Origin of the sequence: Corynebacterium sp. 74A (assembly GCF_008930665.1) — a bacterium.
Taxonomy (GTDB): domain Bacteria; phylum Actinomycetota; class Actinomycetes; order Mycobacteriales; family Mycobacteriaceae; genus Corynebacterium; species Corynebacterium megadyptis.
Map to the genome: position 1 here is coordinate 199566 of NZ_PQMG01000004.1, position 12721 is coordinate 212286.

Annotated in this window: 9 protein-coding genes, 1 pseudogene and 1 riboswitch; of the genes and pseudogenes, 5 read left to right on the top strand and 5 right to left on the bottom strand. The window is 64.1% G+C overall.

Going from position 1 to position 12721, the window contains the following annotated elements; all coding sequences use genetic code 11:
* Positions 1-89 precede the first annotated feature (89 nt).
* Positions 90-202, top strand: a riboswitch (TPP riboswitch).
* The 3 genes from thiC to GBB11_RS07855 all read left to right on the top strand — a co-directional run bounded on the left by thiC (position 195) and on the right by GBB11_RS07855 (position 4773).
* Complete coding sequence (gene thiC, locus GBB11_RS07845) at positions 195-1922, top strand: phosphomethylpyrimidine synthase ThiC (protein ID WP_151550256.1); 1728 nt, start codon at positions 195-197, stop codon at positions 1920-1922. Its footprint overlaps the riboswitch before it by 8 nt.
* A gap of 414 nt (positions 1923-2336) precedes the next feature.
* Positions 2337-3653 (top strand): O-acetylhomoserine/O-acetylserine sulfhydrylase, encoded by a 1317-nt coding sequence (locus GBB11_RS07850; protein ID WP_151550257.1) that lies wholly within the window; start codon positions 2337-2339, stop codon positions 3651-3653.
* Positions 3654-3699: 46 nt separating this feature from the next.
* Positions 3700-4773: a homoserine O-acetyltransferase gene (locus GBB11_RS07855; protein WP_151550258.1), complete on the top strand. Its 1074-nt coding sequence runs from the start codon at positions 3700-3702 to the stop codon at positions 4771-4773.
* Here GBB11_RS07855 and GBB11_RS07860 read toward each other — a convergent pair.
* Complete coding sequence (locus GBB11_RS07860; RefSeq protein ID WP_151550259.1) at positions 4770-5108, bottom strand: DUF3017 domain-containing protein; 339 nt, start codon at positions 5106-5108, stop codon at positions 4770-4772. The genes GBB11_RS07855 and GBB11_RS07860 overlap by 4 nt on opposite strands.
* 10 nt (positions 5109-5118) lie before the next feature.
* On the bottom strand, positions 5119-5988 hold the full coding sequence (locus GBB11_RS07865) for a bifunctional methylenetetrahydrofolate dehydrogenase/methenyltetrahydrofolate cyclohydrolase (protein ID WP_151550260.1): 870 nt from the start codon (positions 5986-5988) through the stop codon (positions 5119-5121).
* A 42-nt stretch (positions 5989-6030) separates the two neighbouring features.
* Between GBB11_RS07865 and GBB11_RS10955 the strand changes: the two genes are divergently transcribed.
* Positions 6031-6567 carry a tRNA (cytidine(34)-2'-O)-methyltransferase gene (locus GBB11_RS10955; protein ID WP_370513527.1) on the top strand — a complete coding sequence of 179 codons (537 nt, stop codon included), beginning with the start codon at positions 6031-6033 and terminating at the stop codon, positions 6565-6567.
* Between the two features lie 28 nt (positions 6568-6595).
* Here the strand turns inward: GBB11_RS10955 and GBB11_RS07875 are convergent.
* The 3 genes and pseudogenes from GBB11_RS07875 to GBB11_RS07885 form a co-directional block, all read right to left on the bottom strand.
* A pseudogene (locus tag GBB11_RS07875) lies at positions 6596-7981 on the bottom strand (PH domain-containing protein); the annotation flags it as partial.
* Complete coding sequence (locus GBB11_RS07880) at positions 7978-8493, bottom strand: PH domain-containing protein (RefSeq protein ID WP_151550263.1); 516 nt, start codon at positions 8491-8493, stop codon at positions 7978-7980. The gene GBB11_RS07880 and the pseudogene GBB11_RS07875, both read right to left, overlap by 4 nt.
* Positions 8494-8533: 40 nt before the next feature.
* Positions 8534-11695 (bottom strand): error-prone DNA polymerase, encoded by a 3162-nt coding sequence (locus GBB11_RS07885; protein ID WP_151550264.1) that lies wholly within the window; start codon positions 11693-11695, stop codon positions 8534-8536.
* 148 nt (positions 11696-11843) lie between these two features.
* Here GBB11_RS07885 and GBB11_RS07890 point away from each other — a divergent pair, with 148 nt between their 5' ends.
* Complete coding sequence (locus GBB11_RS07890) at positions 11844-12707, top strand: MetQ/NlpA family ABC transporter substrate-binding protein (RefSeq protein ID WP_151550265.1); 864 nt, start codon at positions 11844-11846, stop codon at positions 12705-12707.
* The last annotated feature ends 14 nt before the right edge of the window (positions 12708-12721 follow it).

Sequence of the window (12721 nt, forward strand, 5' to 3'; positions counted from 1 at the left end):
TGTCCCCCGCCTGCTCAGGGGCAGCGCGGGGGACATTGCCCAAAGCGAGGACAGAGCGGCCATCGTGCTATAGCCTTAAATAAATACAACCTCATACCCACGGGAGTGCGCTGATGCTGCGCGCTGAGAGGACCCAGCGCATGGGTCGACCGTATGAACCTGTCTGGATCATGCCAGCGTAGGAAGGATTTTTTATGACTACCCGTCTGTCTGCCGCCAAGAAGGCCCGCAGTGCCGCGCCCGAACCGGGTGAGCTGACCACCGGCCCCATCTACCGCAGCCACAAGACCTACCGCGAGGTCACCCACACCAACACCGATGGCTCCACCACCACCATGCGCATCCCGGCGCGCGCCATCGAACTGACCACCGGTCAAGATTTCGAGGTCTATGACACCTCTGGTATCTACACCGAGGACAACCCCCAGCTGGATCTGAAGAAGGGCCTCGAGCCGCTGCGCGAGCAGTGGGAAACCCCGGCCCCCGCCCCCGCGTCGGAGGCGCAGCCCACCACACTGGTGCGCACCCAGCTGGCCTGGGCCCGAGCCGGGATCATCACCCCGGAGATGACCTTCATCGCCCACCGCGAGGGCTTCACCCCGGAGGAGGTGCGCGAGGAGGTGGCCGCGGGCCGGGCGGTGATTTGCGCCAATCACAAGCACCCCGAGATCGAGCCGATGATCATCGGCAAGAAGTTCGCGGTGAAGGTGAACGCGAATATCGGTAATTCGGCGGTCACCAGCTCCATCGCGGAGGAGGTGGAGAAGATGGTGTGGGCCACCCGCTGGGGCGCAGACACCATCATGGACCTCTCCACCGGCGACAATATTCACGAAACCCGCGAGTGGATTCTGCGCAACTCCCCCGTGCCGGTGGGTACTGTGCCGATCTACCAGGCCCTGGAGAAGGTCAAGGGTGATGCCACCAAGCTCACCTGGGAGATCTACCGCGACACCATCATTGAGCAGTGCGAGCAGGGCGTGGATTATATGACGGTGCACGCTGGGGTGCTGCTGCGCTATATTCCGCTGGCCGCCGAGCGCGTCACCGGCATCGTCAGCCGCGGCGGTTCGATCATGGCGGCGTGGTGTTTGAAGGAGCACCGCGAGTCCTTCCTGTACACCAACTTCGCGGAGCTCTGCGAGATTCTCGCCGCCTATGATGTCACCTTCTCCCTCGGCGATGGCCTGCGCCCGGGCTCGATCGCCGATGCCAATGACGAGGCCCAGCTGGCCGAGCTGCGCACTCTCGGCGAGCTCACCCGCATCGCACACGATCATGGCGTGCAGGTAATGATCGAGGGCCCCGGACACATCCCCATGCACAAGGTGGCAGAAAACGTCACCTGGGAGGAGGACTGGTGCGATGAGGCCCCCTTCTACACCCTCGGCCCGCTGACCACCGATATCGCCCCTGGCTATGATCACATCACCTCCGCGATTGGCGCCGCGATCATCGGCCAGGCGGGCACCGCGATGCTGTGCTACGTCACCCCGAAGGAGCATCTAGGCCTGCCCAACCGCGATGATGTGAAGACGGGCGTGATCACCTATAAGATCGCCGCTCACGCCGCGGATCTGGGTAAGGGACATCCCCGCGCCCAGGAGCGCGATGATGCCTTGTCCACCGCCCGTTTCGAGTTCCGTTGGCACGATCAATTCGCCCTGGCCCTGGATCCCGATACGGCGCTGGACTTCCACGATGAGACCCTGCCGGCTGAACCGGCCAAGACCGCCCACTTCTGCTCCATGTGCGGCCCGAAGTTCTGCTCGATGAAGATCAGCCAGGACGTGCGCGACTATGCCCAGGAGCATGGCCTCACCTCGGCTGAAGCCATCGAGGCCGGCATGCAGGAAAAGTCGGATGAGTTCACCCAGCGCGGCGAGCGCGTCTACTTGCCGCTGAGCTCAACCACCTCCTAAAACCCACATCCGCGCGCGACACCCCGCCCCCCGCCGCCGACCCCTACCGATCGATGGCTGGAGCGGGGCCTCTTATATCGCCGATCACCCCCAAAATGAGCTAACTCACATACCGAGCTGTCTATCTCATCGCTGCAGTTCAGGACACCTAACCGTGACCATGCTGGCCGCCCGATGCTTGCTCTAGACCGAGCGGTTCGTTAGGGTTGCTGACAACGCAACGCGGGGCGCTGAGGATTCGACGCTCTCCGCTTTCCCTTAAGGACTCTTGGGAAGTCATTTCTTTTCAAGCGCTCGCCGCGGTCTATGGTTCCTCCTTCGCGGCGAAGCTGTCTCATACTGTGTTCTCTGGCGGATGGCTCGAACCGTCCCGCGTTGTGGTCCCATAAATTTCCATGATGAGAGGAACCATCAATGCCTAAGTACAACAATGAGAACGCGGCCGAGTGGGGCTTTGCTACTCGCTCGATCCACGCCGGCCAGCCGGTGGACTCCGATACCGGCGCCCGCAATCTGCCGCTGTACTTCACCTCGTCCTATGTATTCGACGACGCCGCCCATGCCGCCGCGCGTTTCGATCTCTCCGACCTTGGTCCGGTGTATTCCCGCCTGACCAACCCCACCGTGGCCGCCGTCGAAGAGCGCCTCGCCTCCCTCGAGGGCGGCGTGCACGCTGTGCTCTTCGCCTCCGGCATGGCTGCTGAGACCGCCGCGATCCTCAACTTGGCCCGCGCCGGCTCCCACATTGTCTCCTCCCCGCGTATCTATGGCGGCACCGAGACGCTCTTCCAGATCACCCTGCCGCGCTTGGGTATCGACGTCACTTTCGTCGAAGATCCGGACGATCCCGCATCCTGGGCGGCCGCCGCACAGGACAACACGGTGGCCTTCTTCGGCGAGACCTTCGCCAACCCGCAGGCGGATGTGCTGGACATTCCGGCCGTCTCCGCGGTGGCGCATGAGCACAAGGTGCCGCTGATCGTGGACAACACCGTGGCCACCGCAGCCCTAGTCCGCCCGCTCGAGCTGGGCGCCGATGTGGTGGTGGCCTCGCTGACCAAGTTCTACACCGGCAATGGTTCCGGTTTGGGCGGTGTGCTTGTCGACGGCGGCTCTTTCGATTGGTCCGTGGAACACAACGGTGAACCCAAATACCCCGATTTCGTCACCCCGGACCCCGCCTATCACGGCCTGCGCTATGTGGACCTAGGCCCCGCCGCCTATGGCCTCAAGGCTCGGGTGGGTCTGCTCCGCGACACCGGTGCGGCCCCCTCCCCCTTCAATGCGTGGGTGACCGCCCAAGGCCTGGACACCGTTGGCCTGCGCGTGGAGCGCCACAACTCCAATGCCTTGGCCGTGGCCCAGTTCCTGGAGTCCCAGCCTGCGGTGACCAAGGTGAACTACGCCGGCCTGGAGTCCTCACCCTTCCACGCCACCGCGCAGAAGCTGGGCCTGGCCACCACCGGCTCGGTGCTCTCCTTCGATATCGAGGGCGGCCGCGATGAGGCTTGGGCCTTCATCGACGCCCTACAGCTGCACTCCAACCTGGCGAATATCGGCGATGTACGCTCCCTGGTGGTGCACCCGGCCTCCACAACGCACTCGCAATCGGATGAGGCCGGTCTCCGCCGAGCCGGTATCAGCCAGTCCACCATCCGCCTATCGGTGGGCATCGAGGCGCTCGAGGACATCATCGCTGATCTCGAGCGCGGCTTCGCCGCCCTCAGCTAACCCACCGCAGCGATCACCCGCGCCGGAGAGGGAAAGGACACCAAGGATGAACCTAGGCACACCCGGCCAGCTGCACACGGTGCCGCTCGGCGAGTTCCGCACCGAGGCCGGTGTGAGCCTGCCCATCTCCGTGGCGTATATGCGCTTCGGTGAGCCCCGCGCGGATGGCTCCAATATCATCCTCGTCGAACACGCCCTCACCGGCGATGCCAATGCGGCCGACTGGTGGGGCGGGATTATCGGGCCGGGCCGCGCCTTCGACACCACCGAGTACTGCATCATCTGCACCAATGCACTCGGCGGCTGTCAGGGCTCTACCGGCCCCGCCTCCCCGGACCCGGACGGCGTGCCGTGGGGCTCGCGCTTTCCGGCGCTATCCATTCGGGATCTCGTGCGCGCGGAAAAACTCCTGCTCGATCATCTCGGCATTACCCACCTGCGAGCCGTCGCCGGCGGGTCCATGGGCGGTGCCCGCACCCTCGAATGGGCGCTGCTCTACCCCGAGATGGTGCAGGCCTGCCTGGTGGTGGCGGTCTCGCCGCGGGCCAGCGCCTGGCAGATCGGCGTGCAGCAGATCCAGATTGCCTCCATCACCTATGATCCCGACTGGCAGGGCGGGGATTACTACGGCACGGGGCGCCGCCCCGAGCAGGGGCTCACCACCGCCCGCAAGCTGGCACATCTCACCTACCGTGGCGAGCTCGAGATCGACGAGCGCTTCGGCACCACCGCCCAGCGCGGGGAGAATCCCTTGGGCGCCTATCGCGACCCCACCCAGCGCTTCGCTGTAGAAAGCTATCTCGACCACCAGGGCCGCAAGCTCGTCGATCGCTTCGACGCCGGCTCCTATGTGGTACTCACCGAAGCGCTCAATCGCTTCGATATCGGCCGCGACCGCGGCGGCCTGGTGCCTGCCTTGGCGCAGATCACCGCCCCCACCATGGTGGCAGGGGTAGACACCGACATTCTCTACCCCTACTACCAGCAGGAATTGATTGCGCGGAACGTCTCCCATCCCATCGGGATGGCCCATATTTCTTCACCAGTGGGCCATGACGCCTTCCTCGTGGAAGAACGGCAAATGGACAATATTGTGCGCCGCTTCCTCGCCGCCAGCTAGCTGCCGAGGGCATCGATAGAGGCGGAGACGTACATCATCAACCCGCCCACGACGGCCGTGAAGGCGACGTCGAAACGCCGCGAGCGCACCGCCAGCACTCCCAATACATGGGAATCACAGACGTAGCGGATCACGGATAGCAGCACGAGACTGGCACCGAAGACGAAGGTGGCTCGGCGCCAGTGATCGCTGAAGAGAAACACCGCGGCCACAATCAGCCCCACCAAGAACACGCCCATGAGCGCCCGTTGCAGGCGGAGGGGTAGCGACGAGGGCGGCAGGGCCCGATCGTGCGGGTTGCCGCTGAGATCCGCGATGGGGTCGACGCGCTCCACGGATCCGGTATTAGAGCTCGCGCTGGGATAGACCGGCGAGCTTCTCCGCCCGCTCCACCACATTGCGCACGAGGAAGGCGCGGGTCAGCGGGCCCACACCGCCTGGGTTCGGCGATACGGCACCGGCGACCTCCCACACATCGGGGTGTACATCACCCATCAGTTGGCCGTCCTTGCGGGAGACTCCCACATCCAGCACGGCAGCGCCCGGCTTCACCATGTCGGCGGTGAGCATGTGCGGCACGCCCGCGCCGGCGATAATCACATCGGCCTGCTGGGTTTCCGCCTTCAGATCGGCGGTGCCGGTGTGGCACAGCGTCACGGTGGAGTTCTCGGAACGGCGGGTGAGCATGAGCCCAATGGGGCGACCCACTGTTACGCCGCGGCCGATCACCACAACCTTGGCGCCGTTCAGCTCAATATCGAAGCGGCGCAGCAGATGAATGCAGCCATTGGGGGTGCAGGGCAGCGGGGCGGGCTCGTTGAGCACCAGCTTGCCCAGGTTCACCGGGTGCAGGCCATCGGCGTCCTTGGCGGGATCAATGGCCTCGAGCACGGCGTTTTCGTCGATGTGCTTCGGCAGCGGCAGCTGCACAATGTAGCCGGTGCAGGCGTCATCATTATTCAGCTCCTCAATCACCTCAAGCAGCTCGCCCTGGGTGACATCCTCCGGCAGGTCCTTCCGGATCGAGTTCACGCCGATCTTCTCGCAGTCCTTGTGCTTCATGCGCACATAGGACTGGCTGGCGGGGTCCTCGCCCACCAGCACCGTCGCGAGCCCTGGAGTGATGCCCTGTTCCTTGAGTCTTTCGACTTTCTTCGCAAGCTCGACGAAAATTTCGTCGCGGTAGAGTTTTCCATCCAGTTTCATCGCGGTCATGGATCCATTATGTCAGACGCCCGCCGCGTAGGATGGGCCCACGTGAACACCGCGCCCGTTACCAGCCCCAGCACCGCCCTGCCCTATGCCCATGTGGTCTTTGATAACCCGGTGATTCCTCCGAATACCGGCAACGCCATCCGCATGTGCGCCGGCACGGGCGCCACCCTGCACCTGTGCGAGCCACTCGGCTTCGATCTCAGCGAAAAGCACCTGCGCCGGGCCGGTCTTGACTATCACGACCTCGCCCAGGTGCAGGTGCACTCCTCGCTCGCAGCGTGCCTCGACTCGCTGCCCGATGCTCGGGTCTTCGCCTTCACCACCAGCGGCGCTCTTAGCCACTCGGAGGTGCACTACCAGCCCGGCGATGTGCTGCTCTTCGGCACCGAGCCAACGGGGCTGAGCGCGGCGGCGCTCTCCCATCCCCGCATCACCGCTCAGGTGCGGATTCCGATGCTGGCGGGGCGGAGATCGATGAATCTGTCCAATGCGGCGGCTGTGGCGGCCTATGAGGCGTGGCGGCAGCTGGGCTATCCGGGCTGTGCAGCGCAGGGAGCTGGCGCTGGCGGAGCCGATTAAGCAGGGCGTAGCCATCGGCGCTGGCGATATGCTTCAGCTCCATCTGTACCGGCCCCTCCACCAAGTCGAGGCGGACGCTCACCAGCCCTAAGCGCTGCTGCAGCGGCCCGGCGCTGAGCGTGAGCTCCTGAATATGCTCCAGCTCCACTACGCTCATGGTGCGGTTGAAGCGCCCAGTGTGGATGACGGCGTAGTCCTCCACCAGGCTGAGCCCGCGGTAGTGATAGTGCAGCGGCCCCAACCATCGCGCCTGGCGGGGAGAACGCACCGTTGGCGAGTGCACCTGCCCTGGCTGCGCCGGCCCCTGCAGGTGCGCGGGTTCGACCTCGCTGAGCAGCAGGAGTATCGCGGTGGCCGTGGCATAGTCGCCCACCGGCAGCACCGTAGTGGTGGTGGAGGTATCGCTGCTATCGCCATAGCCGGCCACCGACACCGTCACCTTCCACCAGCCGATGCGCCGCCACAATAGCGGCTGGGTGATGGATACCCCGTGCACACGGTGCAGCGGCACTGTTTGCGAGCGACGCTCGGTGAGCCCATAGCGCAGCAGCAGCTCATGGGTGGTGGCATTGTGTTCAGCACGAAAGCCCCACGCTCGATTAGCGAAGCCCACCACAGAGGGTAAGCCACCGAGGAGTATAGGCAGCACGATCGCGAATCCGGCGGGGGTGAGCACGACCAGGATGAGCGCCAGCGCCATGACGATGGTGGACCACTGGAGGGCCAGCGCGAGCAAGGCCTGGCGCACAGGAACAGCGGCCAGCAGCTCTGGCGCGGCGGCCGCGGTCGCTGCGGGCGCGGGGCTCTCGGCGGCTGGCTGTTCAGCCGCGGCACTCTCGGTAGCAGCGGGCCCTGCTGCGTCCTGTTCTCCGCGGCTATGGCGCAGCACAGTGTCTTTGACCTGCTCGGCGGTGTTTTTATCTAGGTACTCGATCTTCAGCACCGAATCATCGCCGCCTGCAGTTTCAATGTGCACGGCAGCAAGACCGCAGATGCGGGCGACGAGGGGCTCGGCCACATCGACGGCCTGAATCCTATCGCAGCGCGCGGACCGGGATTGGCGGCTGAACACGCCTTTTTCCACCACCACTTCATCGCTGCCGAGGCGATAGCCATTGCGCTTCCACCAGATCCGGGACAGCGCCCACGTCAGCCCGAGCACAAGCACGGTGCCGCCGATACCCACCACGATGGGTAGGAGGGAAAAAGAGTCACGATCGCGCAGGAAATCAACAATATCGCCGAGGAGCTCCCGCTGGTTGATGCCGATGGCGACGATCAGCGCCAGCAGCGCCCGCCAGAAACGAATCAGCGGGGTCAGCGGGTGAACGCGCTGGAATTCGGCGTTGTCTGCGGTGACCGCGGGCGCGCCGTTGTCCGGTGCGGCGGCATCGGGGTGTAGTTCTTCTTTCACAGGCCGCTCATCCTCTCCTTCGCCTTCTCACTCAGGCGCACGCGCAACTCGGAGGCCACATCCTCGGGCAGGCCCGGAATGCTGGAGTCGCTGGTGGAGGACGCGGTGTGCAGCTCGATGTTCTTCAGTCCAAGAGCACGCTCGATGGGGCCGTTATTGATATCGACGAACTGGATGCGGCCATAGGGCACCACGGTGAGGCTGTAGAACAGGCGGCCGCGGCGGACCAGCAGCTCATCCTCGGTTTCTGCCCAGCCGATTCGCGCCACTTGAACTACGGTGAGCCAGGCGATAAACGCGCTGAGCCCAGCCATGGCGATCGCACCAATGATGAGCGCAATCTGCCATCCGCCAGAGACGAAGTAGGCGCCGATGGCCATGCCGAGTGTCGCAAGGATCAGAACGGGCATGCGGCCGATAAGCCGCGCCTTCACCAAGGCTGGGGAGACGGGCTGAAACGTCACGCCCATGGCGTCGGCGTCGCGCTGGTTGAGTTCGGTGTGAGAAGCCATAGGCCCACTTTTAGCACAGTGCGCACCGTGCGCCCGCCGCTTAGCGAAAGTCGCGGGAGCGGATGTCCAGCATCTCCCCGAGGGCCAGGGGCTCGAACTTATCGGCCTCCACGGTGGCCGCCCCGGTGGCGGTGCGCACGATACCGCGCACGAGCAGCGCGGTCGCGGTGCGCGCGAGCCGGCGGTAGCGCGCCCACAACCCAGGCGAGACCACCACATTGATCAAACCGGTTTCGTCCTCCATGCCAAAAAATACTGCCCCGCTGGCGGTCTGGGGACGCTGGCGGTGGGTGATGATGCCGGCCACGAGGATGCGGCGGCCATCCTCCTGCGCAAGCAACTGCGCCGCAGGTATCACCCCGCGCCGCTCAAGCTCGGCGCGAATGAGCTCCAGCGGCTGGCTGGCTGGGGTGATCCCGGTGCTGGCCACATCGGCCACCATGAGCTCAAAGGTGTTCATTCCCGGCAGCGGCGGCGCGGTGATCGCCGAGAGCCCCGGCAGCATGCCCTGCTGCTCACTGGCAGCCACTCCCGCCACCCATTGGGTTTGGCGGCGGCTAATCCCGAGCGCCGCGAAGGCCCCGGCGCGGCCGAGGCTTTCCACATCTCGGACGTTCAGCTCGGCGACGCGGGCGATATCAGCCACCGTCGATGCCGGCGAGAGGCTGTGTCGGATCTTCTCGAGCCTGTCGGCAGCCTGCCGCCGCAGCCCTGATACCGAGCACAACCCCAACCGGATTGCCCCGTTGTCCACCCGTGGTTGCACATCCGAATCCAGCACCGAGACCGGCTCCACCTGCACCCCGTGCCGGCGGGCATCTTGGATCAGGGATTGGGGCGAATAAAAGCCCATGGGTTGGGCACGCAGCAGACCCACGCAGAACTCTGCTGGGTAGTGGTATTTAAACCAGGCCGAAAAGTACACCAAGGAGGCGAAGGACTGGGAGTGGGATTCAGGAAAACCATAGGCGGCGAAGGCCATAATTTTCAGCCATAGCCGGTGGGCGACATCCTCGTCTATATTGTGGGTGCGTTTACAGCCCGCATAGAACTTCGTGCGCAGCGTCTCCATCCTCTCTGGTGAGCGTTTGGAGCCCATGGCGCGTCTTAAAGCATCGGCTTCTACGCCGCTAAAACCGGCGGCGTCCACCGCTATCTGCATGAGCTGTTCCTGAAAGAGCGGCACGCCAAGGGTTTTACCCAGCGCATTTTCCAGGCAGGGGTGATCGAACTCCACGGGCTCGAGGCCGTTGCGGCGGCGGATATAGGGGTGCACCGAGCCGCCCTGAATCGGCCCTGGGCGCACAAGGGCGACCTCCACTACAAGGTCAAAGAATTCGCGGGGTTTCAGCCGCGGCAGGGTATTGAGCTGGGCGCGGGATTCCACCTGAAACACCCCCACGGCATCGGCGCGGGCGAGCATGGCATAGACCTCTGGCTCGGCGAGGTCGAGTTCCCACAAGTGCACGGTGATGCCATGCTGCTCTGCCACGAGATCGATCATGTGGTGCAGGGCCTCGAGCATGCCTAAACCCAAGAGGTCAAATTTCACCAGCCCCGCGGAGGCGCAGTCATCCTTATCCCACTGCACCACGGAGCGTTTGTCCATGCGCGCCCATTCCACGGGCACCACATCCGCGATGGGGCGATCACACAGCACCATACCGCCGGAGTGAATGCCAAGGTGCCGGGGCTGGCCTTCAAGGCTGGCCGCGAGCTGGCGCACCTGCTCTGGTGGGTCGGCGATGCCCCGCGACCACGCATCACAGCTGCCCTGAGCAAAGCCGAGGGCGCGGCCGGCGTCACGTATCGCCCCCTTATGGCGATAGGTGATCACATTGGCCACCATGGCGGCGTAGTCGCGGCCATAGGTGTCGTAGACATATTGGATCACCTCCTCGCGGCGGCCAGATTCAATATCAATATCGATATCCGGTGGCCCTTCTCTTTCGGGAGAGAGGAAGCGCTCAAAGAGGAGTCGCGCACTGATCGGCTCCACATTCGTGATGCCGAGAGCGAATACCACCGCAGAGTTGGCGGCCGAGCCGCGACCTTGGCAGAGAATATTCTCCCGCCGGCAAAAATCCACGATCCCGCACACGATGAGAAAATATCCAGCGAAGCCGAGCTGCTCGATTACGTCCAGCTCATAGTCGATCTGCGCATGGGCGCGGTGGGCGATCTCGGTGGGCCGAGACGCATAGCGCTGGGGAGCGCGCTCCGTGACCAGCTGGCGCAGCTGCGCCAGCTCATTGTCCCCGTGGCTGGGCAGATTCGGTGCCACGAGGGTGAGCTGCACGGCGCATTCCTCCGCCAGCTGCAGGTTCTCTGCCATGAGTTCGCTGGCATGCGGCACCATGGTGGCCAATGCCTTCTCCCCCAGTAGCCAGCGTCCGCCCATGGGGTCGAGTTCCGCGGCATGATCGACCACGCTGCGGCGCGCGGCGAGGGCATCCTTCGCAGCGGCGAGCCGCCGCGCCCCCATCGTGGCGGCCGTGGCCACGGCGGAGACAGTCCCCCGCAGGTGATACTGGGCGCGAAGCCGGTCCAGCTCAGCGTGCACATCGGCGTCCGTGGGGCGACGAGAAATCCGGTATTCGAGGCGGATATTCTCCGGCCCGAATGCGTCGATCAGGGCGGGGAGCTGTGGGGCCCAGATGGCGTCGACAAGCACATACCAGCGACCGCCGGCAGCGGTACCGAGCGCCGCCAGCGAGGGATAGACCGTGTGGTCTTTTTCCCCTGCGGTCATCGCCGCGGCGGATATAACGCGGCTGAGGCGGCGATAGCCTTCAACGTCCTTGGCGAGCACACACAAGGTGGCCGGAATCCCCAGTTGCTCGCCGACACTCAGCTCGGCACCGATGATCGTGTCCAGCTGATAGTGCGCTGCGGCCTCGGCGAATTTCACCACACCATAGAGGCCATCGCGATCACACAGACCGAGGGCGCGGTAGCCCAATTCCACGGCGCGAGCGACGAGTTCTTCTGGCTCAGATGCGCCGTGTAAAAAGCTATAACTCGAGCGGCAATGCAGGTCCGCGATACGTCCGTCCGATTGTCGAACATGCGCTGCGTTAGGACTAGACTGAGCGGGCTCAGTCTGGAGGTGCCCATCATAGCGGCCAGATAGCAGCCTTTCTAGCTTTGACCAGCTCAAAGGGCGGGCATTCACCCCCAAGAAGCAGCCATTCCATTCCATGCGCCCCACGCTAGCATGTTTCGCACATCTGTTCTAGCCAATTATTACACCTCCCGCAGACCAAGCTGTACAGATTGAAACGAAGGTGCTAGCGTAGAGCAGCGTCAAATAGACAGCTCTTTCTACTACTTTTTCTAAGGATGTTCCCATGAAGCGATTTACCCGCACCACCGCCGCCCTGGCCACCGTGGCCCTGTCCGCTACCGCGCTGGTAGCCTGCGGCAGCGATGATTCCTCCACCATCAAGCTCGGCTCTACTGATTCCACCCTGAAGCAGTTCGCCGCGTGGGAGGACGCAGCCAACGAAAACGACATCGATCTCGAGGTTGTGAACTTCAGCGATTTCAATACCCCCAATAAGGCGCTGGCCGAGGGCGAGATCGACGCCAATAGCTTCCAGCACCTGAAGTTCCTCGCCGAGCACAATGTGGGCTCTGGCGATGACCTCTTGCCGATCGGCTCCACCTACATCGTGCCGCTGGCACTGTACTGGAAGGACCACGATTCCCTCGACGGCATCGAGGGCCAAGAGATCGTAATCCCGAACGATCCCTCCAACCAGGGCCGCGCTATCAACGTGCTGGTGCAGGCGGATCTGATCACCCTGAAGAATGACGTGAATAACCCCACCCCGGCCGACATCGATAAGGATAAGTCCAAGGTTAAGGTGCAGCCGGTGGATGCCGCGCAGACCCCCACCGGTTGGGGCGAGGGCAAGCCGGCCATCATCAACAACTCCTTCCTGGATCGCGCCGGAATCGACCCGAAGTCCTCCATCTTCGCCGATGACCCTAACTCTGAGCTCGCAGAGCCCTATATCAACGTGGTGGTTGTGCGCGCCGAGGACAAGGACAATGAGCAGCTGAAGAAGCTCGCCGAGATCTGGCACACCCAGGCTGTGGTGGATGCCGATCAAGAGGACACCGCCGGCACCTCCGTCGCCGTGGATCGCCCCGCCGATGAGCTGCAGGAGATCCTGCACCGTCTCGAGGACGAGATCCGCAAGGGCTAATCCCCGCACCACGG

Excerpts from the sequence above, each read along its gene's own strand:
- GBB11_RS07855 (WP_151550258.1), top strand. The coding sequence starts at position 3,700 with ATGAACCTAGGCACACCCGGCCAGCTGCACACGGTGCCGCTCGGCGAG.
- thiC (WP_151550256.1), top strand. The coding sequence starts at position 195 with ATGACTACCCGTCTGTCTGCCGCCAAGAAGGCCCGCAGTGCCGCGCCC.
- GBB11_RS07880 (WP_151550263.1), bottom strand. The coding sequence starts at position 8,493 with ATGGCTTCTCACACCGAACTCAACCAGCGCGACGCCGACGCCATGGGC.
- GBB11_RS07850 (WP_151550257.1), top strand. The coding sequence starts at position 2,337 with ATGCCTAAGTACAACAATGAGAACGCGGCCGAGTGGGGCTTTGCTACT.
- GBB11_RS07865 (WP_151550260.1), bottom strand. The coding sequence starts at position 5,988 with ATGACCGCGATGAAACTGGATGGAAAACTCTACCGCGACGAAATTTTC.
- GBB11_RS07890 (WP_151550265.1), top strand. The coding sequence starts at position 11,844 with ATGAAGCGATTTACCCGCACCACCGCCGCCCTGGCCACCGTGGCCCTG.
- GBB11_RS07885 (WP_151550264.1), bottom strand. The coding sequence starts at position 11,695 with ATGGAATGGAATGGCTGCTTCTTGGGGGTGAATGCCCGCCCTTTGAGC.